This is a genomic window from Micromonospora sp. BS32, assembly GCF_059089345.1.
Genome location: NZ_JBSSHR010000004.1, coordinates 13,471 through 38,505, shown reverse-complemented (window position 1 = coordinate 38,505; position 25,035 = coordinate 13,471). Strand labels below are relative to the sequence as shown.

The window sequence follows — 25,035 nt, the reverse complement described above, 5'->3', positions numbered from 1 at the left end:
CGCCGCCCCGCTGCCACAATCTCCGACCGTGACCCTTCCCGCCGGTTGGACCGCCCGCCGCCCCACCCTCGACGACGTCCCCGCGATCCTCGCCGTGGTGCACGCCTCCGACACCTTCGCCATCGGGCACCCCGACTTCGACGCCGCGGACGTCCAGGACTGCCTGACCGCGCCCTTCTTCGACCCGGCCCGGGACTCCTGGCTGGTCACCGACCCCGACGGCCGGGTCGTCGCCTGGACGCTGGTGGACAACCCCACCGGCGTCGGACGGGAGTGGGTCGAGGTCTACGTCGATCCGGAGCGGGCGACGGAGCTGCGGGCCGCGCTGCTCGCCCGCCAGCTCGACCGGACGGCCGAACGCGCCGCCGAGCGGGGGCTGGCCGGGCTGACCGTCCGCACCGGCGTCTACCCGCCGGAGACCCGCTGGGCGGCCGAGCTGACCGAAGCCGGCTTCACCCGGATCAAGCGGTACATCCGGATGAGCCGCGAGCTGGCCGACCTGCCCGCCGAGCCGCCGCCCCCGCCCGGGGTGACCGTCCGCCCGCTGCGCGCCGACGACGAGGCCGATCTGCGCGAGTTCCACCGGATCTACGACACCGCGTTCCGGGACACCCCGGACTACGAGCCGCTGGACTTCGACCGCTGGCGGGAGCACATCCCCGCCTCCTGCCAGGTCTGGGACGAGTGGTTCGTCGCCGAGGTCGACGGCGCCCCGGCCGGTGCCCTCGTCTCCTCCAACCAGGCGCTGGACCAGGACATGGGGTGGGTTCGCACGCTGTCGGTGCTGCCGGAGTACCGGCGGCGCGGAGTGGGCGCGGCGCTGCTGCGGCGGGCCTTCGCGGTGTACGCGGCGAAGGGCCGCACCGCAGCCGGCCTCGGCGTCGACCTCGCCAACCCGACCGCCCCGGTCACCCTCTACCGCTCGGTGGGGTTGCGCGAGGTTCGCTGGACCGACATGTACGAGCGGATCGTCCCCGCCGCCGCTGTGTGATGCACGACCCTCGCCGGGGTCGGCGGCGGAAGCCGGCGGCCCCGGGAGCAGACTAGGGGCGTGCGATACGCGCTACGCCGACGCGGTGCCGGTGGGGCGGGACCGCAGCTCGGTGACGTAGTCGTCCGGCGCGCCCGCCTTCTCCGCCGCGTTCGCGATCTCCGACAGGTACCAGGAGGTCGGCAGGCCGCCCTCGTACCCGTCGAAGACGTACACCCAGGCGGTCACGTCCCCGTCGAGGGTCGAGACCCGGACGGTGAGCTTGCGGTACGTGCCGGCGGTGACGCCCTCGATCTCGTCGAGCTGCGCGGCGTCGTACGGGTGGATGTCGTACAGCGCCACGAAGACCCGGTCGCCCGGGGACTCGACGACGGTGCTGACCGAGCCTTCCCAGCCGATCACGTCCTCGCCCGCGAAGGTCAGCCGCCAGCCCTCCAGCCAGCCGACGCCCACCATCGGCGAATGCGGACAGTAGGCGCGCATCCGGGCGGGGTCCAGGTTTGAGCCGTAGGCCGCGTAGTGACGCACGGCGATGACGATAGCCCGGCGGACGGGTGGGGGAGAATACGACGGTGCGTGTCGGACGCGTTCGGGAGAAGAAAGTCACCATGAGCACTGACGGAGGGCGAGGGCTGTGACCCACATCGTGATCATCGGCGGGGGGCCGGCCGGCTACGAGGCGGCGCTGGTCGCCGCCCAGCTGGACGCCGACGTCACCGTGGTGGAGGCCGAGGGGGCCGGCGGCGCCTGCGTGCTCTCCGACTGCGTCCCGTCGAAGACCTTCATCGCCAGCTCGTCGGTGGTGACCGGCTACCGGGACACCGAGGAGTTCGGCGTGCACTCCGACGGCCTGGAGGCGGTGACGGTCGACGCCACCGCGGTCCACGAGCGGGTGAAGCGGCTGGCGCTGGCCCAGTCCGCCGACATCCACACCAAGCTGGTGAAGGCCGGGGTCACCTTCGTCGCGGGCACCGCCCGGCTGGGCGAGGACACGCTCGGTCACACCCACCGGGTGATCGTCACGCCCGCCGACGGTGGTGACGAGTACTCGATCGCCGCGTCGACCGTCCTGGTCGCCACCGGGGCCACCCCCCGCCAGTTGCCCACCGCCGTGCCGGACGGCGAGCGGATTCTGACCTGGCGCCAGGTGTACGACCTGCCGGAGCTTCCCGAGCACCTGATCGTGGTCGGTTCCGGCGTGACCGGCGCCGAGTTCGCCAGCGCCTACCTGGCGATGGGCGTGCAGGTGACGCTGGTCTCCAGCCGGGACCGGGTGATGCCGCACGAGGACGCCGACGCGGCCATGGCGATCGAGCGGGTCTTCCGCAACCGGGGCATGAGCATCCTCAACAACTCCCGGGCGGACGCGGTCCGCCGCACCGACGACGGCGTCGAGGTCCAGCTCTCCGACGGCCGCGTCGTGTACGGCTCGCACGCGCTGATCGCCGTCGGTTCGGTCCCGAACACCGCCGGCCTGGGTCTCGCCGAGTACGGCGTCGAGCTGGCCAGGGGCGGCTACGTCACGGTGGACCGGGTGTCCCGGACCAACGTCCCCGGCGTCTACGCCGCGGGCGACTGCACCGGGGTGCTGCCGCTGGCCAGCGTCGCCGCCATGCAGGGCCGGATCGCGATGTGGCACGCGCTCGGCGAAGCGGTCCGACCGCTGCGGCTGCGTACCGTGGCGGCGAACGTGTTCACCGACCCGGAGCTGGCCACGGTGGGCGTCTCGCAGGACGAGGTGGACGCCGGCAAGGTGCCGGCCCGCCAGGTGATGCTGCCGCTGTCGGGCAACGCCCGGGCGAAGATGGACGACCTGGCCGACGGCTTCGTGAAGCTCTTCTGCCGTCCGGCCAGTGGCCAGGTGGTCGGCGGCGTGGTGGTGGCCCCCAAGGCCAGCGAGCTGATCCTCCCCATCACGTTGGCGGTGGAGAACAACCTGACGGTCAACGAGCTGGCCCAGACCATCACCATCTACCCGTCGCTGTCCGGCTCGATCACCGAGGCGGCCCGCCAGCTCATGCTCCACGAACTGGAGTGACCGCCGGGCGGCGGAAGGCGGCCGCGCCGATATCAGCCTCCCGCAGGCTCGCTCACTCGACGGGAAGTTCGGCGCGGGCGTTGCGGGCGCCGACCGCGGTCATCGCCCAGCCGGCCGCCGCGAACCCGGCCGTCGCCGCCCCCGCGATGACGGCCAGCCGCCACGCCGACTCGGTCAGCGCGGTGCCGCCGAGGTGGCCGACCAGCGCGCCGTAGCTCGCCCAGCCCAGTGCCGCTGCGGCCTCGTAGCAGAGGAACAGCCGGTACGGGTAGCGGCTCCGGCCGGCGGAGAAGCAGGCCGCCATCCGGCCACCGGGCACGAACCGGCAGAGCAGGATCACCAGTGGCCCCGGCTGGCGCAGCCCCCGGGTGACCCGGACGGCGACCCGTCGGGCCCGGCCCGGGTCGGCGTGCCGAGGTTGGCGGCGGTCGGGGGCGGTCCGCCCCAGCAGGTAGCAGGCCAGGTCGCCGGCGAAGACGCCGAGGGCGCCGACGGCGATGGTGAGCGGCAGGTTGAGTCCGCCGTAGACGGTCAGCGCCCCACCGGTGATCATGACGACCTGGGTGGGGATGACCGGTATGAACGCGTCCGCGATCAGCAGTCCCAGCAGCACCAGGTACGCCCAGGTCGGCGACGCGACGTCAGTGAGTAGTTCGGGCACGCCTGCCACCTCGCCGGTCAGGGCCGATTGGGTGTACCGAGCCTGACGGCGTGTCCGCCGTCACCGTGGACGGGCCCGGCCGCGGGTGACCACGGACACGACAGGTCCATCCGTCTACAACGATGCAGTTCAGCGAGGCGTGACGGATCTCCGGTACGCGACTCGCGTCGGTTGCGGTCGGCGGATCGGCGGTCGTGCGCGTACCGTTGTCAACGCGCGGCCCTGCACCCGTCGGGTCCCCCGTTCCTGACGAGCGGGCCGCCGCGGGTCGCCGGCAGGTCCCGTGCCGGCGACCCGCACCCTTCCGCCGCCCCGCCCCGCCCCGACGCTCCCCGCCGGAAAATTCGTTCGCCGGGCGGCCCGCCGTGCTCGTACCGTCGGCACATGCGCAGCGCGGAAGTGACCACGACGCCGGGAAATCCCGGCGCGCCGCACTGACGCTTGACGTCGACGAGGCCCCGGGCGATCCGCCCCGGGGCCTCGCGGCGTTCCGGGCCTGATCGCCTCCGGGTCGTACCCGATCAAGGAGCGCGACATGATCGACCACCGTAGGCTCGGCCGGGAGCTGGACCTGTTCCTCTCCGACCCCCTCGCGGGGGCCGGCCTGCCGATCTGGCTGCCGGCCGGCGCCGCCGCGCGGCATGCCGTCGAGGAGTACGTCCGGGAGTTGGAACGCCGGGCCGGCTACCAGCACGTCTACTCCCCGCCGCTGGGCAAACGGGAGCTCTTCGAGCTCTCCGGCCACCTCGGCTACTTCGCCGACGACATGTTCCCGCCGTTGCGGCTCAGCGCCGACGACGAGTTCGTGCTCCGCCCGGCGCTCTGCCCGCACCACGCCCTGGTGTTCCGCGCCCGCGGCCGCTCCTACCGGGAGCTGCCGCTGCGGATCGGTGAGCTTGGCGGGATGTACCGGGCGGAACGCTCCGGGGTGCTCGGCGGGCTGTCCCGGGTGCGCGCCATCTCGCTCAACGACGCGCACAACTTCTGCACACTCGACCAGGTCGGCGAGGAGGTCCGCGAGATCCTGCGGCTGATCGGCGAGGCGCACGCCGCGCTCGGCGTACGACCGGCCGGGTTCCGGCTGTCGCTGCGTGGGCCCGGGGAGAAGTACGTCGGGGACGACGCCCAGTGGGCGCGAGCCGAGGAACTGCTCCGCGTCGCGCTCGACGGGGTGGAGTTCACCGAGGCCCCCGGCGAGGCCGCGTTCTACGGCCCCAAGATCGACATTCAGATCGTCGACGCGGCGGGCCGGGAGTCGACCATCTCCACCGTCCAGCTCGATTTCGACAAGCCGGAGCGGTTCGACCTGTCGTACACCGACTCGGACGGCGCCCGGCGGCGGCCGGTGATGGTGCACCGCAGCCTCGTCGGCAGCATGGAGCGGCTCTTCGCGTACCTGATCGAGGTGCATCAGGGCGCCTTCCCGCCCTGGTACGCCCCGGTTCAGCTGGTGCTGCTCCCGGTCGACGCCGGGCAGGACGGGGCCGCCGCCGAGCTGGCCCGGCGGGCCGTCGACGCCGGCCTGCGGGTCGAGGTCGACGCCGCCGGCTCGCTGGGCGCCCGGATCCGCGACGCCGCCCGCCGCAGGATCCCGTACGTCGGGGTCCTGGGCCCCCGCGAGGCGGCCGACGGCCGACTCTCGCTGCGCCTGCGCGACGGTCGATCCGTGGACCCGATGCCCGCCACCCAGGCCCTCGCCCTCATCGGCGGCGCGATCACCGCCCGCTGCGCCGACCTCCTCCCGCCCGCCTGAGCCGCCCGCCCACGTCGAGCGGGGAGCTGTCGCTGTCGATGGATCTGCGTTCACGGCGACAACCCCTAGATCGACGCGGGCTGGGGGGCTGCGGCGTCGGCGACGTCGTCGACCGCCGGGGCGCTGAACTGGGACTGGTAGAGGCGGTGGTAGGCGCCCTGGGCGGCGAGCAGCTCGTCGTGGGTGCCCTGCTCGACGATCCGGCCGCTCTCCATCATCAGGATCAGGTCGGCGTCCCGGATGGTGGAGAGCCGGTGCGCGATGACGAAGCTGGTCCGGTCCGAGCGCAGCGCCGCCATCGCCCGCTGGAGCAGCACCTCGGTGCGGGTGTCCACCGAGCTGGTCGCCTCGTCCAGGATCAGCAGCGACGGCTCGGCCAGGAACGCCCGGGCGATCGTGATCAGCTGTTTCTCACCGGCGCTGACGTTGCTGCCCTCCTCGTCGATCACGGTGTCGTACCCGTCGGGGAGGCTGTGGACGAAGCGGTCCACGAAGGTGGCCCGGGCCGCGGCGAGGAGCTCCTCCTCGGTGGCGTCGGGCCGGCCGTAGGCGATGTTGTCCCGGATGGTGCCGCCGAAGAGCCAGGTGTCCTGGAGCACCATGCCGATCCGGCCGCGCAGCTCCTCCCGGGGCATGCTGCCGATGTCCGTCCCGTCCAGGGTGATCCGGCCCGCGTCCAGCTCGTAGAACCGCATGATCAGGTTGACCAGGGTGGTCTTGCCGGCGCCGGTCGGGCCGACGATCGCCACGGTGTGACCCGGCTCGGCGACCAGCGACAGGTCGTCGATCAGCGGCTTGTCCGGGTCGTACCGGAAGGAGACATGCTCGAACTCGACCCTGCCGGTGACCCGGGCCGGTGCGGCCCGGTCCGGGGTCTGCTCCTCGGCGTCGAGCACCGCGAAGACCCGCTCGGCGGAGGCCACCCCGGACTGGAGCAGGTTCGCCATCGAGGCGACCTGGGTCAGCGGCTGGGTGAACTGCCGCGAGTACTGGATGAACGCCTGGACGTCGCCGAGGCTCATCGTCCCGGAGGCCACCCGCAGCCCGCCGACCACGGCGATCGCGACGTAGCTGAGGTTCCCGACGAACATCATCGCCGGCATGATGATCCCGGAGATGAACTGCGCCGCGAAGCTGGCCTGGAAGAGCTCCTCGTTCTTGGCCGCGAAGGCGGCCTGCACCTCGCGCTGCCGGCCGAAGACCTTGACCAGTTCGTGGCCGGTGAACGCCTCCTCGATCTGGCCGTTCAGCTCACCGGTGTGCCGCCACTGGGCGATGAACCGGCGCTGCGACCGCTTGGCGATCTGCTGGGTGACGACCACCGACAGCGGCACCGCGACCAGGGCGACCAGCGCCAGCAGCGGCGAGATCCAGAACATCATCGCCAGCACGCCGACCAGGGTCAGCAGTGAGGTGAGCAGCTGGCTGAGCGTCTGCGAGAGGGTCTGCGAGATGTTGTCGATGTCGTTGGTGACCCGGCTGAGCAGTTCGCCCCGCGGCTGCCGGTCGAAGTACGGCAGCGGCAGTCGGTTGAGCTTCTCCTGCACCTCGGCGCGCAGCCGCAGCACGGTCCGCTGCACCACCCCGTTGAGCAGCCAGCCCTGCCACCAGGAGAGCAGTCCGGCCGCCAGGTAGAGGCCGAGCGCGAACAGCAGCACCCGGCCGAGCGCGTCGAAGTCGATGCCGACGCCGGGGACCACGTCCATCCGGGCCAGCATGTCGGCGAGGTTGTCGTTGCCCGAGGCCCGGGCGCCGGCGACGGCCTGGTCGAGGGTGCTGCCGGCGGGCAGTTGCCGGCCGACCACCCCGGCGAAGATGATGTCGGTGGCGTGGCCGAGGATCTTCGGACCCACCACGCTGGCGCCGACGCTGGTCACCGCCAGGGCGATGATGCCCGCCAGCGACCACCGGTGCGGTCGCAACCGGGTCAGCAACCGCCGGGCGGACGGCCCGAAGTTCATCGACTTCTCCGCCGGCATGCCGGCGGCCATCCATGGCGGGCCACCGGTGCGCCGGCCGGCCGCCGGGAGCCGCTTCGGCGTCGCCGCCTCCGGGCCCTTCTTCTGCTCCGGCACGCCGCCCGGTGGCATCCCGGGGCGACCGTCTCTCGTCTCGCCGCCGCGCTCGGTCACGCCGGCACCTCCGCGGTCTGCTGGGACGCCACGATCTCGGCGTACGTCGGGCAGCTCTCCAGCAGGTCCGCGTGTCGTCCCCTGCCGACGACGGCCCCGTCCTCGAGCACGATGATCTGGTCGGCGTCGACGATCGTGGAGACCCGCTGGGCCACGATCACCACCGCCGCGTTCACGGTGACCGGCCGCAGCGCCGCCCGCAGCCGGGCGTCGGTGCTGAGGTCGAGCGCCGAGAACGAGTCGTCGAAGAGGTAGATCTCCGGCTGGCGGACCAGCGCCCGGGCGATGGCCAGCCGTTGCCGCTGTCCGCCGGAGACGTTCGTGCCGCCCTGCGCGATCGGGGCCGCCAGGCCGCCGGGCAGCTCGGCCACGAAGTCCCGCGCCTGGGCGATCTCCAGCGCCCGCCAGAGTTCCTCGTCGGTCGCGTCCGGGTTGCCGTACCGGAGGTTGCTGGCGACCGTCCCGCTGAACAGGTACGGCCGCTGCGGCACCAGCCCGATCCGGCGCCACACCTCGTCCGGTTCCAGCAACCGCACGTCCACCCCGTCGACCAGCACCGCGCCGGCGGTCGGGTCGACCAGCCGGGGGATCAGCGTGAGCAGGGTGGTCTTGCCCGCGCCGGTGGAGCCGATGATGGCCGTGGTCCGGCCGGGGCTGGTCCGGAACGAGATGTCGTGCAGCACCGGCGCGCTCGCCCCGGGGTACTGGAAGGTCACCCGGCGCAGCTCCAGCTCGGCCTGCCTGGTCACCGCGATCACCGGATCGACCGCCGGCACCACCGACGACTCGGTATCCAGCACCTCGACGATCCGCTCACTGCAGACCGCCGCCCGCGGCACCATCATCAGCATGAAGGTGGCCATCATGACGGCCATCAGGATCTGCATCAGGTACTGCAGGAACGCGGTCAGCGCGCCGATCTGGATCTGCCCGGCGTCGACCCGCTGCGCGCCGAACCAGAGCACCGCGACGCTGGAGACGTTGAGCACCAGCATCACCACCGGGAAGATCATGGCCATCAGCCGGCCGACGCGCAGCGCGGTCGCCGTGAGGTCGGCGTTGGCGACGCCGAAGCGCTCCGTCTCGTACGGCTCGCGGACGAACGCCCGGACCACCCGGATGCCGGTGATCTGCTCACGCAGCACCCGGTTGACCGTGTCGATCCGGGTCTGCATCTCCCGGAATCCCGGCACCATCCGCCGGATGACCAAACCCAGCGCGATCGCCAGCACGGGCACGCTGACCAGCATCAGCCAGGAGAGGTCGAGGTCCTCGCGCAGCGCCATCACCACGCCGCCGACGCACATGATCGGGGCGGCGACCAGCATGGTGCAGCTCATCAGCACGAGCATCTGCACCTGCTGCACGTCGTTGGTGTTGCGGGTGATCAACGAGGGTGCGCCGAAGCGGGCCACCTCGCGGGCGGAGAAGCGGTTGACCTGCTCGAAGATCGTCGCCCGGACGTCCCGGCCGAAGGTCATCGCGGTCCGCGCGCCGAGGTAGACCGCCGTCACCGAGCAGGCGATCTGCACCAGGCTGACCAGTAGCATCCAGCCGCCCGTACGCACGATGTAGCCGGTGTCGCCCCTGGCCACGCCGAGGTCGATGATGTCGGCGTTGAGGCTCGGCAGGTAGAGCGAGGCCATCGTGCCGACGAACTGGAACAACACCACCGCGAGCAGCGGCCGGCGGTACGGGCGCAGATGGCTGCGTAAGAGGCGGATCAGCACGGACGGCCCCCGGGTGTCGTCTGGTCTGCGGATTCCTGCGGTGGGTTCAACCTGCCGTCCTCCCCGTCGGACGTGGTCGTGATGAGCTCGATGAGGAACTCGCGGATCACCGCCCGCTTCGCCGGGTCGGCGTCGACGGAGGTGAGCGGCGGATCGCCCTCGATCAGTTCGGTGAGGGCCCGCGCGTGCTGGCGTCCCTTGTCGGTCAGGGTGAGTTGCACGGTGCGACGGTCGGCGGCGTCCCTGCGGCGTGCGACGAAGCCGTCGCGCTCCAGGGTGTCGACGACGCCGGTGAGCGTGCCGGGCCGGACGAAGCAGCGTTCGGCGACGTCCCGGTGGGTGGTGTCGCCGAGCCGGCTCAGGATGAACAGCACCCGCATGCCCGCCGGTGTGAGGCCGTGGTGCTCGGCCAGGTAGCGGCCCCAGTGCTGGTCGACCAGGTGGCCGGCGACCGAGACCAGCCGGCCCAGCGGCGCGTGCCACATCAGGTCGGGGCGGGGCGGTGGTTCCATCTGCACGCGATGAGGTTAGCTCCCGAACCGTTCGGTGCCTAACGGGTTTCGGATACGCGACATCTTGCCGCTGACAAGTTAAGCTGCCGGGTATGGCGAGGGGCGCGTACCACCACGGGGACCTGCGGCGGGCCCTGCTCGACGCGGCGGTAGAGGCGATCGACGAGTCCGGCCCGGCCGCGCTCAGCCTGCGCGACCTGGCCCGGCGTGCCGGTGTCTCGCACGCCGCCCCCGCGCACCACTTCGGCGACAAGGCGGGCCTGCTCACCGCCCTCGCCGTCGAGGGGTACCACCGGCTCGCCGCGACGCTCGTGGCCGCCGGCGAGGACCTGCTGGAGGTCGGGGTGGCCTACGTCCGCTTCGCCGTCGACCACCGGGCCCACTTCGAGGTGATGTTCCGCCCGGACCTGTACCGGCGCGACGACCCCGAGGTCGCCGCCGCCCGGGGCCGCGCCGGGGCGGCCCTGCGTGCCGGGGTGGTGTCGGTACGCCGCGGGCGCGCACCGGCCGACCCGGCCCCGTCCGCCGGGGACGAGCTGGACCGGGACGCGCTCGCGGCCTGGTCGATCGTGCACGGCTTCGCCACCCTCTGGCTCGCCGGCGCCCTCCCCGGCGGTGCCGACCGGGACCCCGAGGCCGCCGCCCGCGCGGTGATCCGCCGCCTCTTCGAGTGAGCGCCCGCCGGTCGGCTCACCAGCTGGTCGGCAGCGGCATCCCCTCGGTGTAGCCGGCCGCGCTCTGCACCCCGACGAGCGCCCGCTCGTGGAACTCGTCCAGGTTGCGGGCGCCGGCATAGGTGAACGCGCTGCGCACCCCGGAGATGATCTCGTCGATCAGGTCCTCGACGCCCGGCCGGGTCGGGTCCAGGTGCATCCGGGCCGAGGAGATGCCCTCCTCGAAGATCGCCTTGCGGGCCCGGTCGAACGCGCTGTCCTCCGCGGTCCGCGCGCTGACCGCCCGCGCCGAGGCCATCCCGAAGCTCTCCTTGTACCGCCGGCCGTCCACGTCGGTGTAGAGGTCGCCGGGGGACTCGTAGGTGCCGGCGAACCAGGAACCCACCATGACGTTGGACGCCCCGGCGGCCAGCGCCAGCGCCACGTCGCGCGGATGGCGGACGCCGCCGTCGGCCCAGACGTGCCGACCCAGCGCGCGGGCCGCCGCGGCGCAGTCGAGCACGGCGGAGAACTGCGGCCGGCCGACGCCGGTCATCATCCGGGTGGTGCACATCGCGCCCGGCCCGACGCCGACCTTGACGATGTCGGCACCCGCCTCCACCAGATCCCGTACGCCCTCCGCGGTGACGACGTTGCCGGCCGCCACCGGGACGGCCGGGTCGAGCTTGCGCACCGCCCGCAGCGCGGAGATCATCCGCTCCTGGTGCCCGTGCGCGGTGTCCACGACCAGGGTGTCCACCCCGGCGGCGAGCAGCGCCTCGGCCTTGCCGGTGACGTCGCCGTTGATGCCGACCGCCGCGGCGATCCGCAGCCGGCCCCGGTCGTCGACCGCCGGTCGGTAGAGGGTGGCGCGTAGCGCGCCCTGCCGGGTCAGCACCCCGACCAGCCGCCCCTCGGCGTCCACCACCGGGGCGAGCCGGCGCCGGCCGGCGGAGAGCCGGTCGAAGCCGGTACGCGGGTCCGCGTCCGCCGGCACGGTGTGCAACTCGGTGGACATCACGTGCCGCAGCTGGGCGAAGCGGTCCACGCCGACGGTGTCGGCCTCGGTGACCACGCCGAGCGGGCGACCCGCCTCGTCCACCACCACGACCGCGCCGTGCGACCGCTTCGGCAGCAGGTGGATGGCGTCGCCGACCGTGTCGGTCGGGCCGAGCGTGATCGCGGTGTCGTGCACCAGGTGCCGCTGCTTGACCCAGCCGACGACGTTGGCCACCACCTCGATGGGGATGTCCTGCGGGATCACCGCGATCGCGCCGCGCCGGGCGACCGTCTCGGCCATCCGCCGGCCGGCCACCGCCGTCATGTTCGACACCACCAGCGGGATGGTGGTGCCGGTGCCGTCACCGGAGGAGAGGTCGACGTCGAGCCGGGACCCCACCTCGGAGCGGGCCGGGGCCATGAAGACGTCGTTGTAGGTCAGGTCGTGCGCGGGGACCGCGCCATGAAGGAACCGCACGGGCCCCATCATCCCTGCTCCCGTTCCCGCCCGCCGCCGCTGGTGCGGCAAACCACTCGCCGGGCCGCCGGTTGGTGGCCCGTTGCCGGGTCCGCTGGCGGGCGTGTCGGAGCGAGCGGCGGATTCCGCAGTGAGCGATATGACTGAGGGTCATATTCATGACTCCCAGTCATATCGCTCGCGGTGGTGTTCCCCCGCGGGGCGATCCGGGCTGCTGGCGCGGCCCCGCTCGCCCCCGTCCGCCTGCCCTGGCCCAGTCGGGTCGACGGCTGAGCGGTCAGGCGATGGTGCAGATGGCGGCGCCGGCCGTGATCACCGCGCCGACCTCGGCCGAGAGCCCGCTGACCGTACCGGCCTTGTGGGCGTGCAGCGGCTGCTCCATCTTCATCGCCTCCAGGACGACCACCAGATCGCCCTCGGCGACGGTGTCCCCCTCGGCCACAGCGATCTTGACGATGGTGCCCTGCATCGGGGAGGCGAGCGCGTCACCGCTGACCGTGGCACCGGCCTTGGCCCCGCCGCCCCGGCGGGCCGGCTTCTTCGCGGCGGTCGCGGCGCTGGTCGTACCCGCGCCGAGGCCGGCGGGGAGGGTGACCTCCAGCCGCTTGCCACCCACCTCGACCACGACGGTCTCGCGCTCCGCCGGCGCCTCGGCGGCGCCCGCGGTGGCGGTGAACGGCGGCACGGTGTTGTCGAACTCGGTCTCGATCCACCGGGTGTGCACGGCGAACGGCTCGGCGGTGAACGCCTCGTCACGGACCACCAGCCGGTGGAACGGCAGCGCGGTGGCCATGCCCTCGACGACCATCTCGTCCAGCGCCCGGCGGGCCCGCTCGATCGCCTCGGTCCGGGTCTCCCCGGTGATGATCACCTTGGCCAGCAGCGAGTCGAAGTTGCCGCCGATCACGTCGCCGGCGGAGATGCCGGTGTCCACCCGGACGCCGGGGCCGGTGGGCAGCCGCAGCGCGGTGATCGTGCCCGGGGCGGGCAGGAAGTTGCGGCCCGGGTCCTCGCCGTTGATCCGGAACTCGATGGAGTGCCCGCGCGGCGTCGGGTCCTCGGCCAGCCGCAGCTTCTCCCCGTCGGCGATCCGGAACTGCTCGCGGACCAGGTCGATGCCGGCGGTCTCCTCGGTCACCGGGTGCTCCACCTGCAGGCGCGTGTTGACCTCCAGGAAGGAGATGGTGCCGTCCACGCCGACCAGGTATTCCACGGTGCCGGCGCCGTGGTAGCCGGCCTCCCGGCAGATCGCCTTGGCGCTGTCGTGGATCTGGGCGCGCTGCGCCTCGGTCAGGAACGGCGCGGGGGCCTCCTCGACCAGCTTCTGGTGCCGGCGCTGCAGCGAGCAGTCCCGGGTGCCGACCACGACCACGTTGCCGTGCTGGTCGGCCAGGACCTGCGCCTCGACGTGGCGGGGCTTGTCCAGGTAGCGCTCGACGAAGCACTCGCCCCGGCCGAACGCGGCGACCGCCTCGCGGGTGGCCGACTCGAACAGGTGCGGGATCTCCTCCATGGTGCGCGCCACCTTGAGGCCGCGTCCCCCGCCGCCGAAGGCCGCCTTGATGGCGACCGGCAGGCCGTGGTCGACGGCGAAGGCGAGCACCTCGTCCGGCCCGGAGACCGGGTCGGGGGTGCCGGGCACCAGGGGAGCGCCGGCGCGCTGGGCGATGTGCCGGGCGGTGACCTTGTCACCGAGATCGCGGATCGCCTGCGGGGTGGGGCCGATCCAGGTCAGCCCGGCGTCCATGACGGCCTGGGCGAAGTCGGCGTTCTCGGAGAGGAAGCCGTAGCCGGGGTGCACCGCGTCGGCGTCGGCCTTCGCGGCCACCTCGATCAGCTTGTCGATCCGCAGGTACGTGTCGGCCGCGGTGTCGCCGCCCAGGGCGTACGCCTCGTCGGCCAGGGTGGCGTGCAGGGCGTCCCGGTCGGAGTCGGCGTAGACGGCGACGCTGCCCAGACCGGCGTCGCGGCAGGCGCGGATGACGCGGACGGCGATCTCTCCGCGGTTGGCGATGAGTACCTTGCGCACCTTGGTGGCTCCTCCCAGGCTCGTTGCCGGGAGTGTATCGGCCACTCTGATCGCCCTAACGATCGCTCAGTGTGGGATGCCGCACTGTGGCGCCGCGCGGTAGTCAAACTTGGCTATTACGCTTGTCCGATGTCTGCGACTCGGATGATGATCCTCGGCCTGGTCCGGTGGATGCAGCCGGTGCACGGGTACGACGTGCGCCGCGAGCTGCTCAGCTGGAACGCCGACCGGTGGGCCAACGTGCAGCCCGGCTCGATCTACCACGCGCTGCGCAAGCTCACCGAGGAGGGGCTGCTCCGGACGGTCGCCACCGAGCAGGTGGGCGCCCGGCCGGCCCGGACCACGTACGAGGTCACCCCGAAGGGGGAGGACGAGTTCGAGTCCCTGCTGCGGGGCCTGTGGTGGCAGCTGCACGAGACGCCGGACCCGTTCGTCGCGGCGTTCTCGTTCCTGCCCGCGATGCCCCGCGAGGAGGCGACGGCCGCGCTGCGCAACCGGGCGAACCTGCTCCGCGCCGGTGTCGAGTCGATGCGTGCCTCGTTGGACTCCGACTGGATGCGCGACACCAAGCCGGTGCACGTGGCCTGGATGTTCGAGCTCTGGGCGGCCCGGGCGGAGGCGGAGATCGCCTGGTGCGAGCGGATCGCCGAGCGGATCGAGTCCGGGGTGTCGTACCTACCTGCTGGACTCACGGAGGCGGAGGGCTGGCAGGGCTGGGCGGACGGCCGGCCGGTACGCGGTCGAGACACGCAATAATCAACATTGACCACAAGAGCTATATCGCGTTAGCCTACTCGCGGCACAACGGGGGAGCACGCCGTCCGGCGTCGTCCCCGGGGAGGGCGGTCGGTGCGGCCGGCCCGGACGACCAGGAGCAAACATGATCGAGACCAGGGGGCTGCGGAAGTCGTTCCGCTCCCGTGAGGGTCGCCAGACGAAGACGGTCGACGCCGTCCGGGGGGTGAACCTGGAGGTCGCCGAGGGGGAGATCTTCGGGTTCCTCGGCCCCAACGGCGCCGGCAAGACCACCACGCTGCGGATGCTCGCCACGCTGATCGAGCCGGACGGCGGCGAGGCCACCATCGCCGGCGCCGACCTGCGCACGGACCCGGCCGAGGTCCGCCGGCGGATCGGCTACGTCCCGCAGGGCGGCAGCACGTGGGACGAGTCCACCGCCCGGGAGGAGCTGGTCCTGCACGCCCGGCTGTACGGGATCGGCAAGGCCGACGCCCAGCGCCGCGCCGCCCGGGCCCTGGACGCGTTCCAGCTCACCGAGTACGCCGACCGCAAGTGCAAGACGTACTCCGGCGGCCAGCGGCGCCGGGTGGAGATCGCCCTCGGCATCATCCACGACCCGAAGGTCGTCTTCCTCGACGAGCCGACCACCGGCCTCGACCCGCAGAGCCGCGCCCACATGTGGGACGAGATCCGCCGGCTGCGTACCGAGGGGATGACCGTCTTCATCACCACGCACTACCTCGACGAGGCCGACGCGCTCTGCGACCGCATCGCGATCATGGACCACGGCGAGGTGGTCGCCGAGGGCACCCCGGCCGAGCTGAAGCGGGAGATCTCCGGCGACGTGGTGCTGGTCGGCCTGGACGTGGCGACCACCCCCAAGGCGGCCGACGTGCTCGACACCGAGCCGTACGTCAACAAGCTGGAGACCGCCGACGGCGGCGGGCTGCGCCTCTACGTCGACGAGGGCGCCACCGCCATCCCGCAGGTGCTGCGCCGACTCGACCACGCCGGGCTGGACCTGCGCTCCATCGAGCTGCACCGCCCCAGCCTCGACGACGTCTTCCTCACCAAGACCGGCCGCTCGCTGCGCGAGTCCTGAGACACCGGAGACAAGACCATGAAGCTCCTCCGTGACACCTGGCTCATCTTCGAGCGCCAGATCCAGCTGCTGCTGCGCAACCCGGTCTGGGTCTTCGTCGGCGTCTTCCAGCCGGTGATGTACCTGCTGCTCTTCGCCCCGCTGCTCAAGCCGGCGCTGAACGCGCCCACCCAGGCCGCCGCCTACAAGATCTTCGTCCCCGGCCTGCTGGTGCTGCTGGCCATCTTCGGCGGCCTGTTCCAGGGCTTCGGCCTGATCGCCGAGCTGCGCGCCGGCGTCATCGAACGCTCCCGAGTCACCCCGGTCAGCCGGCTCGCCCTGCTGCTCGGCCGCTCCCTGCGGGACGTGGTCTCGCTGATCGCGCAGGCGGTGATCATCACCCTGCTGGCGCTCCTGTTCGACCTGCGCGTCTTCATCGGCGACCTGCTGCTGGCGTACCTGATGCTGGCCCTGATCGCGCTGATGACCTCGGCGGTCTCCTACGGCGTCGCGCTCAAGGTGAAGAGCGAGGACGCGCTGGCCCCGCTGATGAACACCGTCGCCCAGCCGGTGCTGCTGCTCTCCGGCATCCTGCTGCCGCTGACCTTCGCCCCCGGCTGGTTGCAGGGCATCGCCGACTGGAACCCGTTCTCCTGGGCGGTCGACGGCACCCGGGCGCTCTTCGCCGGCGACCTGGGCAACGACAAGGTCTGGCAGGGGCTGACGATCATCGCGGTGCTCGCCGCCGCCGGGGTGGTCTGGGCCGCCCGGCAGTTCGCCCGCAGCGTGCGCTGAGGCGAGAGCTGCCTCTCACCAGGGGCGGGGCACCGGCCGGACGCTTGTAGCGTAAGGCCAGTGCCCCGCCTTACCCGTGACAGCACCACCTGGTTGACCTACGCCCAGCTCGGCCTCTGGGGCTTCTTCCTCTACGGATTCGGCCCGGTCGTGCCGCTGCTCCGCGACGAGCAGGGCACCAGCGCCGCTGTCGCGGGCCTGCACAGCACCGCCGTCGCCGGCGGCGCGCTGCTCGGCGGGGCGCTCTTCGCCCCACTCGCCCGCCGGCTCGGCCGCGGGGTCGCCATCTGGACCGGCCTGGCCGGCCTGGCCGTCGGCGTGACCGCGTTCGGCCTGCTGCACCCGCTGCCCGCCACCCTCGCCGCGGTCGTGGTGATCGCCACCGGCGGGATGATGGTGATCAGCGGCGTCGCCGTGGTGCTCACCGCCCGGCACGGCCCGGCCGCGCCGGGCGCGCTCACCGAGGCCAACGCCGTTTGCGCCGGGATGGGCATCCTCGCCCCGCTGGTCATCGGCGCCAGCGTCGACGCCGGTTACGGCTGGCGGCCGGTAATGGCCGTCGAGGTCGGGCTGATCGCGCTGGTCGCGCTCGCCGCCCGCCTCTTCCGGGTACGCCTGCCGCAGGCCGCCCCCGCTACCGCGGCTGCCGACGACCCCGTCCGGGTGACCGCCTCCGCCGAACCCGCCCGACCGCACCGGCGGCCCGCCCCGGCGCGGCCCGCGCCGGCCGGGCGGCTGCCCAGGGCGTACTGGATCGCCTGGGTGTTGATGTCGGTCACCGGGTCGATCGAGGTCTGCCTGTCGCTCTGGACCGCGGACGTGCTCCGCTCACACGCCGGGATGACCGCCGCGGCCGCCTCGGCGGCCGTCGCGGCGATCGTCTGCGGCATGTTCCTCGGCCGGCTGGTCGGCGGCCGGATCGCGCTGCGCTGGCCGCCGGCGCCGCTGCTGCTCGGCGCCCTGACCGTGTCGCTGGTCGGGTTCACCCTGTTCTGGCTGGCGCCGGTCGGCTGGCTCGCGGTCACCGGGCTGGTCGTGCTCGGGTTGGGCAACGCGCTGCACTACCCGCTGGCGATCTCGATCGCGCTGGCCGTGGCCGGGCCGGCCGCCGACAAGGCGGCCGGCTGGTCGTCGTACTCCATGGGGGTGGGATTCGGGATCGCGCCGGTGGCGCTGGGCGCGGTGGCCGACGGGGTCGGACCCCACCTGGCCTTCCTCGCGCTACCCGGCTTCATCGTCGCGGCCGTGCTGCTCACCGTGCGGCTCGGCCGGGCACTGCGGGCCGCGCCGCCGGCCGCCGCCGACCGGATGCCGGCCACCGTCGGCGCGTGACCAGGGTCGGGGATCAGAGCACCCGGGCGAGGGTCACCCCGTCGGCGAGGGGAAGCATGACCGCCTCGACGCGGACGTCGGCCAGCACCTCGTCGTTGAACGCGGCGATCGCCCGATCGTCGGCGTTCTGCGGCGCGATGACCCGCCCGCCGCGCAGGGTGTTGTCCACGGCGATCACCGCACCCGGCCGCATCCGGGGCACCAGCTCGTCCCAGTAGATCGGGTACCCGGTCTTGTCGGCGTCGATGAACGCCAAGTCCAGGTAGCGCTCCCGAGGCAGCTCCCGCAGCCGGTCCGCGGCCGGCCCGATGCGCAGGTCGATCCGCTCGGCGACGCCCGCGCGCGCCCAGTACGACCGGGCGATCCCGGTGTACTCCTCGGAGATGTCGAAGCAGGTCAGCCGGCCGTCCTCGGGCAGGCCCCGGGCGATCGCCAGCGACGACAACCCGGTGAAGGTGCCCACCTCGACCGCCTGCCGCACGCCGAGCAGCCGGGTGAGGAACGTCAGGAACGCCGCCTGCTCCGGCGCGACCTGCATCGTCGCCTGGTCCGGCAGCATGGCGAGCGTCTCCGCGGCCAGGTCGCGGACGATCTCGTCCGGCGGGGAGCCGTGCGCGACGAGGTAGGCGTGCAGTTCCGGAGTGAGCGGCAGCGGCTTGGTGGTCATGACCGGACGCTAACCCACATGCTCGACCTCCTGGCCGCCCGGCGCGACCTTCGTCCACAGGTCGGTGATGCTGAGGTCCAGGTCGTTCAGGAGTTGACGCAGCAGCGGCAGGGAGAGTCCCACCACGGTGCCCGGGTCACCCTCGATGCCGGTGAGGAACGCCCCGCCGATCCCGTCGATGGTGAACGCGCCGGCCACCGCCAGCGGCTCGCCCGTGGCCACGTACGCCGCGATCTCCGCGTCGCTGATGTCGGCGAAGTGCACCGTGGTCGAGGCGACCGCCTCCGCGCGCGCCTCGTGCGTCACGTCGATCAGGCTGTGCCCGGTGTGCAGCACCCCGCTGCGACCGCGCATCCGCTGCCACCGGCGGGTCGCGTCGGCGGCGTCCTCCGGCTTGCCGAGGATCTCCCCGTCGAAGGCGAGCACCGAGTCGCAGCCCAGCACCAACGTCCGCTCGTCCGGGCTGGGGCGCAACCGGTCCAGCACGGCACGCGCCTTCAACCTGGCCAGTTCCAGGCAGAGATCCTCCGCCCGCTCGGCGACCACCTGGGACTCGTCGACGCCGCTCACCAGCACGTCGGGTTCGATCCCGGCGGCCTGGAGGAGCTTGCGGCGAGCGGGACTCTGGGAGGCGAGCACAAGGCGCAGCGGCAGGGAGTTCGACACGTCGCCGACGCTACCGGCTGATCCTCGGCGGCGGGTCGTCGGCACGTCGACGCCGCCGCCAGAACAGGTAGCCGCCGCCGGCCACGACGATCGCGGTGAGGGTGGCCAGGCCGCGCGCGGTCGCGCCGCCGCCGTCCTCGTTGCCCGCCGGTCCGGCGATCGCCGTCGTCTCCGGGCTGGTGGTTACGGGGACGCTTGTCGCAGGGGCTGGCTTTTCCGGGGGGATGTCGGCGGTCAGCGCGGCGACCAGGTCGATCACTCCGTAGCCGTAATCGTCGTCCCGGCCGGGCGGTCCCTTGTCAATGGCGGTGGCAGTCAGCCGGTGAGCGACCTCGCTGGCTGGCATGTCGGGGTATTTGGATCGGATCAGGGCTACGGCTCCCGCGACGATCGCGGTTGCGCTCGACGTTCCGGTTCCTTTGGAATACTTTCCGTTGAAGCTGGTGCTGTATATGTCCACAGCGGGCGCGGTAAGGTCAACCTCTGGCCCGGTAACAGAGATGCTTGCGTGCCTTCCGTTCCGGTCTACGCCAGCAACTGCTATGACTCCTTCATAAGCAGCCGGGTAGTCGACCCGGGTGCTTTCTGGCCGATTGCCAACCCCTGCTACTACGACGACATCTGCGTCAAGCGCAGCGCTCACGGACTGTCTAAGTCGGGCAGTGTCTCCAGTGACTCCCGAAACGCTGATTACGTCTGCTCCATGGGCTGTCGCCCACTCGATGCCGGCGGCGAGCCCGTTGCTATCTCCTTGAGAGTTGGCCGGTATGCCATAGATTGGTAGAACCTTTGCCTTAGGGGCAATACCCAGCGCCCCGATCCCGTTGTCTCTGCCGTGAGCAGCTATCAGGCCGGCCATCGAAGTGCCGTGGCTGTCCCTGTCTAGGCGTCCATCACCGCTTCCGCCAGGAATCACGTCGACTCCGGAAAGCAAGTTGCGAATCAGGTCAGGGTGCGGATCGACGCCTGTGTCTGGTACTGCGACGGTTACGCCATTGCCCTCACTTATTCGATGCGCCTCTGCCGCTCTTAAATACCGCAAGTGCCACTGATCGCCGCGTATTCGCTCCTCACCGGTACGTGCCGCCACCGCGTGGTCTGGCGTGATTGGCAGTAAGTTCGTACCCGAGATCACTAGGGCGGCGAGCATGCATCTGGCGTAGCGTCGCATCACCGTTCGAAGCCAATAGCGGGCCCCGGGTCCATGGGCCCATGGTCATCCGGTGGCCGGACCACCGGGCTCACGCCCTCATCCACTTCCCATGGATGGTCGGGATCCCAACGGCGTGACTCGCCCTCATTGGGATCTGGCCGGGTCGGGTTTCCGGATGTCCCGCCGATGCGCTGTCCCGTTCCACTCATGCCATAGGGGCCGCCGCTTTTGCCGACTCCACTCCCGCCTATGCCCGGTGCTCCGCCGATTGGTGGCGTGCCCTGCATCCCGCCGAGTTGGGAAGCGCGTCCGGCTCCTGGGCGCGAGCCCGCCGCGCCGCTCGGGGCCGTGCCCGCAGCGCCACCTCCGATGACGCCACCCACTGGATTGACCCGACGGGGAGTAGCGGCACCACCGCCACTTGCTTGGCCGATACCCATGTTCGGGGGGCCGCCGATGAGACCGCCCGGCTGCATCGGGCGTGGCGGACTAATGTGCGGCAGTCTCTCGCCAAGTGGACCAGGATGGCCTCTCGTCGGGCCTGAGTTAGAACCGCGCCCGGTTGGCCCGGAGAGCGGTGGGAGACTCGAGGGCAGGCTTACGCTGGGACCCGAGGACGGGGTAAGCGGAGTGAGGGCAGGCGAGCCTGGGTTGACCGGCGTCGGCGCTAACCCGGGGCCCGCCGATCCAAGGACGGGTCCGTTCCCCTGGACCGGAGCGGCGCCAAGAACTGGCCCCTGAGTCGGAGCCGTCGCAACTGGTACTGGCCGGGCAGCTTCGCTTTGCCTGCTGAGCGGAGTCGCTCCACCTGCCGGCGCTATCGGCACCGTGACAATAGGGGGAATGATGGGGGCTGCCGAGCTGACGCTGTAAACATCAGGATTGTCATGCTGAATAGGCGACCAGGGTCGGGGCGGAGGCTGTCGGAGCATCACCTGTGCCTGCTGCAGTTCGCCGCTCAACCCGAACATGATCCCGCGCGCCCGTACGTTGAGCTGCTCCAACTCCGCGTCCGTCACCGGCGGGTCCACGACCCGGCTACCCGCGACCGCCTTCGGGTCGGCGGCGGTCGCCTCGTACGACCGCTTCTGCTGGAGTTTGGTCGTGTACTCCTCGTACACCTGCTTGAGTTCGGGGCGGCTGCTGTCGATGGCCCGGGTGGCCGCGGCGAGCGCGTCGTGGTTGGCGGCGGCCGCGTCGTGGGTGCGTTGCACCTTGTCGATGAGGGTGTCGAGTTCGCTGACGTAGGCCCGCGCGGCGGCGTTGGTCTCCGGCGGCCACGCCTCGGCCAGTCCACGGCGGTATTCGCGGAGCCGGCTGAGGTGGGTCAGCGCGAGGTCGCAGATCTTGCGCCACCCGGCGACCTGCTTCCAGTGACCCGTCGTGTCGTGGTCCTGAAGGCAGGCCCACATGCTGAGCACGTCCATCAACTGCCAGTCGGTGAGGCCGGAGGTCCGGCCGCTGCCCCTCTCGATCACGGCAGCACCACCGGCCCGCTCTCCGGGTCGGTGGGATCGTGCAGCACGGGCCGATGCTCCGGCATCACGGCGTACGGGTCGGCGAGCGCTCGTCGTACGTCAGCGACCTTGGCCAGCGCGAATGCGTCGGAGCCCTCGTAGTGCGCGGCGACCGTGCCGGCCGCCGAGGCCAGCTGGCCGGTGGCGCCACCCATCGACCAGACCATGTCGGCGGTGGCCTTCTGCGTCTCGTGGTGCGCCTGGAGGAACTGCACCAGCTCCACGAACGCGTCACACGGGTTGGGGATGGCGGCTGTCATGTCGTCGGCGATGTAGGTCAGGTGTGGCGCGTAGTTCCGTTCGACCTCGGCCTGGAGCCGGTCGGCGAACTCGCGCATCTGGCGGATGTCGGCCTCGATGCCGCCGTAGTCGCGCAGCCAGGCAGCTGGGCGCTCCTCCTCCGGGATCATCGACCCTCCTTACCGTCACGGCCCCGTTTCCCTGAGTGAGGTTAATGGCTGCGCCGCGATCTCGGCAGTCCCAGCGAGCTACTGACAGCTCAGTCGGGGCGTACCGGGGAAGGGTCAGCGCGGCAGACCGGAGACGCGCCACGCGCCCGCGCCGGCGGCGGGCGTCGCGCCGGACGGTCGGCCGCTGCGCGACCACGCGGAGGTGGCCACCGGTGCGGGCGCGGCGGCGGGACGGGATCGGCCCAGGATGACGCCGACCAGCGCGGCCAGCTCATCGGCGGTGGGGACGCCTCGGACGACCCGGAACAGCGGCTCATCGGCAGACATGGCGCCAGCGTACGCGTCGGGATGTTGACCTTCACCGCACAGTGGCGTGCCGGCGGTGTGAGCATTGCCGGCGCCGGGTACCGTCTCACCGATGTCCAACGCGCTTCCCCAACTTGTCGCTGACCGATACCGGCTACTGTCGCCGCTCGGTCAGGGCGGCATGGGCCGGGTCTGGAAGGCGAGGGACGAGGTGCTGCACCGGGACGTCGCCATCAAGGAGCTCGTCCCGCCGCCCAGCCTCACCGACGAAGAGCGCCGGGAGATGCGGGAACGTTCGCTGCGTGAGGCCCGGGCCATCGCCCGCCTCAACAACGTCAACGTGGTCCGCATCTTCGACGTGCTCCGCACCGACGGCGACCCGTGGATCGTCATGGAGTACGTGCCGTCGAAGTCCCTTCAGGACACCCTCACCGAGGACGGCCCGGTCTCGCCGGCCAAGGCGGTGGAGATCGGCCTCGGCGTGCTCGGCGCGTTGAAGGCGGCGCACAAGGCCGGCGTGATGCACCGCGACATCAAGCCCGGCAACGTGCTGCTCGGCGACGACGGTCGGGTGGTGCTGACCGATTTCGGGCTGGCCACCATCCCGGGTGACCCGAACGTGACCCGGACCGGCATGGTGCTGGGCTCGCCCGCGTACATCGCGCCGGAGCGGGCCAAGGACGGCACCACCGGGCCGGAAGCAGACCTCTGGTCGTTGGGCGCCACCCTCTACGCGGCGGTCGAGGGGAAGTCCCCGTACGCCCGGACGTCGGCGATCGCCACCCTGGCCGCGCTGGCCACCGAGCCGATGCCGCCGCCGAAGAACGCCGGGCCGCTCAAGCCGGTCCTGAACGGGCTGCTCCGCAAGGACCCGAAGGAGCGGATCACCGCCGAGGTGGCCGAGCGGCTGCTGCGCCGGGCCGGCGGCAAGCGGGCCAAGGGCATCTCGCTGCTCGACGGCGTACGCCGGCCGGGGCCGAACGGTCCCCGCGAGCCGCGTCCGCCGCTGGTGCCGGCGCCGCGCCCGGCCGAGGAGAGCATCGAGGCGAAGAGCCCCGCGCCGCAGGTCGCGGCGGGCGCCGCGGCTGCGGCGGCCGGCGCGCAGGCCGCCGACGAAGCCCCCGCGGCGACGTCGGTCGGCATCAACGCCGGCCCGACCGCGAAGGTCGACCCGCCGGCCGGCGACGCCGAGCCGACCAGCAAGCTCGACCGGCCGAAGCCGAGCAACCCCACGTCCGTCATGCCCGCGCCGGTCAGCCCGCCGGCGCCGCCCGCCGAGCGCGTTCCCGGCTCGGTGTACGACGGAAAGAGTCGCGACCGCCGTCGGCGCAACCTGCTGATCGGCGCCCTGGTGGCGGTGCTGCTGGTCGGCCTCGCGATCGCCGTGCCGCTGCTGACCAGCGGCGACAACGACCCGAAGGGTGGCGACACGCCGCAGGCCGGGGCGACCTCCGCCGCCTCGACGGCACCGTCGACCTCGGCGCCCACCTCTGCGCCGCCGGCCGCCCCGCCGCCCGCTCCCGCCACGAGCAGCGCCGCCCCGCCGAGCCCCACGCAGCCGGCCGCCGACGCGACCGGCACCAACGCGCCCCTGCCGGAGGGCTGGACGCGGTACAGCCGGTCTGAATTCTCGGTTCAACTTCCGCCGGGCTGGCGATTCACCGGCCTGGGCAGGGACAACTCGGCCATCTTCCGGCCCAGCAGCGGCGTGGGGAGGCTGCTGATCCAGTGGGGTTCCTCGCCGAAGGATGACGCGGTCGCGGACTGGCGGGAGCAGGAACCGTACCGGAAGAACATCGTCAAAAACTACGACCTCATCGGCATCAAGGCGTGCGACTGGTACCGGACCTGCGCGGACTGGGACTGGCTGGAGACCCAGAACGGGGTACGCATCCACGTCCGCAACCGGGGGGTCGCCACCGCCAGTAACCGGGGCTACGCCCTGCGCTGGGAGATCCCGACCTCCCGGTGGAACGCCAACCTGGCGAACTTCGACCAGATCGTCAAGGGTTTCCAGCCCGACCGGGTGAACTGACCGGGCGGGAATCGCGCTGCCGCGAATTTGATTCGCATGACTCTCCGTCGTATGGGGTATCTGACCTTCGACGACGGAGGGAGGCACGACATGAGTTACCGACGGAGGGACACCCGCCCGCGGGTGGCACTGTGGATGCTGGTCGCGCTCGGCGATGTCGTACTGCTGATGGTCAGTGCCGGGCTGCCGGCGATGGTGGCGCTGCTCGCCGTGGCGACGATGGTCGCCGCCGGGGTGGCCGCCTGGAAACTCAGCCGACGTGACGCGCTGGCCGGCGAGGACGCCGTGCCCGTGCCGGTGGTGGCACGACGGCGGGCCTGACCCTCGGATAGGACGGCGGCGGCAGCCGGACCAGTCAT

Annotated in this window: 22 protein-coding genes; 10 read left to right on the top strand and 12 right to left on the bottom strand. The window is 72.1% G+C overall.

The window, feature by feature from the left end; translation table 11 throughout:
* Positions 1-28 precede the first annotated feature (28 nt).
* On the top strand, positions 29-991 hold the full coding sequence (locus tag AC5RWQ_RS07775; RefSeq protein WP_494282064.1) for a GNAT family N-acetyltransferase: 963 nt from the start codon (positions 29-31) through the stop codon (positions 989-991).
* A 72-nt stretch (positions 992-1,063) separates the two neighbouring features.
* On the opposite strand, the gene AC5RWQ_RS07770 is transcribed toward AC5RWQ_RS07775, so the two are convergent.
* A complete protein-coding gene (locus AC5RWQ_RS07770) occupies positions 1,064-1,519 on the bottom strand; it encodes a gamma-glutamylcyclotransferase (RefSeq protein WP_334485029.1) in 456 nt (151 codons plus the stop codon).
* Between the two features lie 106 nt (positions 1,520-1,625).
* Between AC5RWQ_RS07770 and AC5RWQ_RS07765 the strand changes: the two genes are divergently transcribed.
* Positions 1,626-3,029, top strand: coding sequence for an NAD(P)H-quinone dehydrogenase (locus AC5RWQ_RS07765; RefSeq protein WP_334485031.1), 1,404 nt, complete (start codon positions 1,626-1,628; stop codon positions 3,027-3,029).
* 52 nt (positions 3,030-3,081) lie between these two features.
* On the opposite strand, the gene AC5RWQ_RS07760 is transcribed toward AC5RWQ_RS07765, so the two are convergent.
* The gene (locus AC5RWQ_RS07760; protein ID WP_494282063.1) at positions 3,082-3,690 is read right to left on the bottom strand and encodes a DedA family protein; all 609 of its coding nucleotides are present in this window, start codon (positions 3,688-3,690) and stop codon (positions 3,082-3,084) included.
* Positions 3,691-4,225: 535 nt separating this feature from the next.
* On the opposite strand from AC5RWQ_RS07760, the gene thrS reads away from it, so the two are divergent.
* A complete protein-coding gene (gene thrS, locus AC5RWQ_RS07755) occupies positions 4,226-5,443 on the top strand; it encodes a threonine--tRNA ligase (protein WP_494282062.1) in 1,218 nt (405 codons plus the stop codon).
* 65 nt (positions 5,444-5,508) lie between these two features.
* Here the strand turns inward: thrS and AC5RWQ_RS07750 are convergent, their stop codons facing one another.
* Genes AC5RWQ_RS07750 through AC5RWQ_RS07740 form a run of 3 tightly spaced genes read right to left on the bottom strand, consistent with a single transcriptional unit; the run spans position 5,509 to position 9,817 of the window.
* Complete coding sequence (locus AC5RWQ_RS07750; protein ID WP_494282375.1) at positions 5,509-7,533, bottom strand: ABC transporter ATP-binding protein; 2,025 nt, start codon at positions 7,531-7,533, stop codon at positions 5,509-5,511.
* A 38-nt stretch (positions 7,534-7,571) separates the two neighbouring features.
* A complete protein-coding gene (locus AC5RWQ_RS07745) occupies positions 7,572-9,305 on the bottom strand; it encodes an ABC transporter ATP-binding protein (protein WP_494282061.1) in 1,734 nt (577 codons plus the stop codon).
* Complete coding sequence (locus AC5RWQ_RS07740) at positions 9,299-9,817, bottom strand: MarR family winged helix-turn-helix transcriptional regulator (protein WP_334485197.1); 519 nt, start codon at positions 9,815-9,817, stop codon at positions 9,299-9,301. The genes AC5RWQ_RS07745 and AC5RWQ_RS07740 overlap by 7 nt, the downstream gene beginning before the upstream one ends.
* 92 nt (positions 9,818-9,909) lie before the next feature.
* On the opposite strand from AC5RWQ_RS07740, the gene AC5RWQ_RS07735 reads away from it, so the two are divergent.
* Positions 9,910-10,491 carry a TetR/AcrR family transcriptional regulator gene (locus AC5RWQ_RS07735; protein ID WP_494282060.1) on the top strand — a complete coding sequence of 194 codons (582 nt, stop codon included), beginning with the start codon at positions 9,910-9,912 and terminating at the stop codon, positions 10,489-10,491.
* A gap of 16 nt (positions 10,492-10,507) precedes the next feature.
* Here AC5RWQ_RS07735 and AC5RWQ_RS07730 read toward each other — a convergent pair whose 3' ends face one another.
* Positions 10,508-11,947 carry a GuaB1 family IMP dehydrogenase-related protein gene (locus AC5RWQ_RS07730; protein ID WP_494282059.1) on the bottom strand — a complete coding sequence of 480 codons (1,440 nt, stop codon included), beginning with the start codon at positions 11,945-11,947 and terminating at the stop codon, positions 10,508-10,510.
* Positions 11,948-12,224: 277 nt separating this feature from the next.
* Positions 12,225-13,976: an acetyl/propionyl/methylcrotonyl-CoA carboxylase subunit alpha gene (locus AC5RWQ_RS07725; protein WP_494282058.1), complete on the bottom strand. Its 1,752-nt coding sequence runs from the start codon at positions 13,974-13,976 to the stop codon at positions 12,225-12,227.
* A 129-nt stretch (positions 13,977-14,105) separates the two neighbouring features.
* Here AC5RWQ_RS07725 and AC5RWQ_RS07720 point away from each other — a divergent pair, with 129 nt between their 5' ends.
* From AC5RWQ_RS07720 to AC5RWQ_RS07705, 4 genes are all read left to right on the top strand, one after another.
* Positions 14,106-14,732, top strand: a complete 627-nt coding sequence (locus tag AC5RWQ_RS07720; RefSeq protein ID WP_494282057.1) for a PadR family transcriptional regulator — start codon at positions 14,106-14,108, stop codon at positions 14,730-14,732.
* 124 nt (positions 14,733-14,856) lie between these two features.
* Positions 14,857-15,816, top strand: a complete 960-nt coding sequence (locus AC5RWQ_RS07715) for an ATP-binding cassette domain-containing protein (protein ID WP_494282056.1) — start codon at positions 14,857-14,859, stop codon at positions 15,814-15,816.
* An 18-nt stretch (positions 15,817-15,834) separates the two neighbouring features.
* A complete protein-coding gene (locus tag AC5RWQ_RS07710) occupies positions 15,835-16,590 on the top strand; it encodes an ABC transporter permease (RefSeq protein WP_334485047.1) in 756 nt (251 codons plus the stop codon).
* 60 nt (positions 16,591-16,650) lie between these two features.
* Positions 16,651-17,922 carry an MFS transporter gene (locus AC5RWQ_RS07705; RefSeq protein WP_494282055.1) on the top strand — a complete coding sequence of 424 codons (1,272 nt, stop codon included), beginning with the start codon at positions 16,651-16,653 and terminating at the stop codon, positions 17,920-17,922.
* 13 nt (positions 17,923-17,935) lie between these two features.
* Here AC5RWQ_RS07705 and AC5RWQ_RS07700 read toward each other — a convergent pair whose 3' ends face one another.
* From AC5RWQ_RS07700 to AC5RWQ_RS07680, 5 genes are all read right to left on the bottom strand, one after another.
* Entirely contained in the window at positions 17,936-18,589 is a 654-nt protein-coding gene (locus tag AC5RWQ_RS07700; protein ID WP_494282054.1) for an O-methyltransferase, read from the bottom strand.
* Between the two features lie 9 nt (positions 18,590-18,598).
* Positions 18,599-19,255, bottom strand: a complete 657-nt coding sequence (locus AC5RWQ_RS07695) for a Maf family protein (RefSeq protein ID WP_494282053.1) — start codon at positions 19,253-19,255, stop codon at positions 18,599-18,601.
* Between the two features lie 10 nt (positions 19,256-19,265).
* Positions 19,266-20,405, bottom strand: coding sequence for a type VII secretion-associated serine protease mycosin (gene mycP / locus AC5RWQ_RS07690; protein ID WP_494282052.1), 1,140 nt, complete (start codon positions 20,403-20,405; stop codon positions 19,266-19,268).
* Between the two features lie 1,477 nt (positions 20,406-21,882).
* The gene (locus AC5RWQ_RS07685; protein WP_494282051.1) at positions 21,883-22,335 is read right to left on the bottom strand and encodes a hypothetical protein; all 453 of its coding nucleotides are present in this window, start codon (positions 22,333-22,335) and stop codon (positions 21,883-21,885) included.
* A 114-nt stretch (positions 22,336-22,449) separates the two neighbouring features.
* Positions 22,450-22,662, bottom strand: coding sequence for an acyl-CoA carboxylase subunit epsilon (locus AC5RWQ_RS07680; RefSeq protein ID WP_494282050.1), 213 nt, complete (start codon positions 22,660-22,662; stop codon positions 22,450-22,452).
* Between the two features lie 91 nt (positions 22,663-22,753).
* Between AC5RWQ_RS07680 and AC5RWQ_RS07675 the strand changes: the two genes are divergently transcribed.
* Positions 22,754-24,676, top strand: coding sequence for a serine/threonine-protein kinase (locus tag AC5RWQ_RS07675; protein ID WP_494282049.1), 1,923 nt, complete (start codon positions 22,754-22,756; stop codon positions 24,674-24,676).
* 90 nt (positions 24,677-24,766) lie between these two features.
* Complete coding sequence (locus tag AC5RWQ_RS07670) at positions 24,767-24,997, top strand: hypothetical protein (RefSeq protein WP_494282048.1); 231 nt, start codon at positions 24,767-24,769, stop codon at positions 24,995-24,997.
* The last annotated feature ends 38 nt before the right edge of the window (positions 24,998-25,035 follow it).

What these genes read in the sequence shown, in the direction of transcription:
- thrS (WP_494282062.1), top strand. Translation starts at nt 4,226, where the DNA reads ATGATCGACCACCGTAGGCTCGGCCGGGAGCTGGACCTGTTCCTCTCC.
- AC5RWQ_RS07715 (WP_494282056.1), top strand. Translation starts at nt 14,857, where the DNA reads ATGATCGAGACCAGGGGGCTGCGGAAGTCGTTCCGCTCCCGTGAGGGT.
- AC5RWQ_RS07735 (WP_494282060.1), top strand. Translation starts at nt 9,910, where the DNA reads ATGGCGAGGGGCGCGTACCACCACGGGGACCTGCGGCGGGCCCTGCTC.
- AC5RWQ_RS07710 (WP_334485047.1), top strand. Translation starts at nt 15,835, where the DNA reads ATGAAGCTCCTCCGTGACACCTGGCTCATCTTCGAGCGCCAGATCCAG.
- AC5RWQ_RS07740 (WP_334485197.1), bottom strand. Translation starts at nt 9,817, where the DNA reads ATGGAACCACCGCCCCGCCCCGACCTGATGTGGCACGCGCCGCTGGGC.
- AC5RWQ_RS07670 (WP_494282048.1), top strand. Translation starts at nt 24,767, where the DNA reads ATGAGTTACCGACGGAGGGACACCCGCCCGCGGGTGGCACTGTGGATG.
- mycP (WP_494282052.1), bottom strand. Translation starts at nt 20,405, where the DNA reads ATGCTCGCCGCCCTAGTGATCTCGGGTACGAACTTACTGCCAATCACG.
- AC5RWQ_RS07675 (WP_494282049.1), top strand. Translation starts at nt 22,754, where the DNA reads ATGTCCAACGCGCTTCCCCAACTTGTCGCTGACCGATACCGGCTACTG.
- AC5RWQ_RS07720 (WP_494282057.1), top strand. Translation starts at nt 14,106, where the DNA reads ATGTCTGCGACTCGGATGATGATCCTCGGCCTGGTCCGGTGGATGCAG.
- AC5RWQ_RS07700 (WP_494282054.1), bottom strand. Translation starts at nt 18,589, where the DNA reads ATGACCACCAAGCCGCTGCCGCTCACTCCGGAACTGCACGCCTACCTC.
- AC5RWQ_RS07750 (WP_494282375.1), bottom strand. Translation starts at nt 7,533, where the DNA reads ATGCCACCGGGCGGCGTGCCGGAGCAGAAGAAGGGCCCGGAGGCGGCG.
- AC5RWQ_RS07685 (WP_494282051.1), bottom strand. Translation starts at nt 22,335, where the DNA reads ATGATCCCGGAGGAGGAGCGCCCAGCTGCCTGGCTGCGCGACTACGGC.
- AC5RWQ_RS07680 (WP_494282050.1), bottom strand. Translation starts at nt 22,662, where the DNA reads ATGTCTGCCGATGAGCCGCTGTTCCGGGTCGTCCGAGGCGTCCCCACC.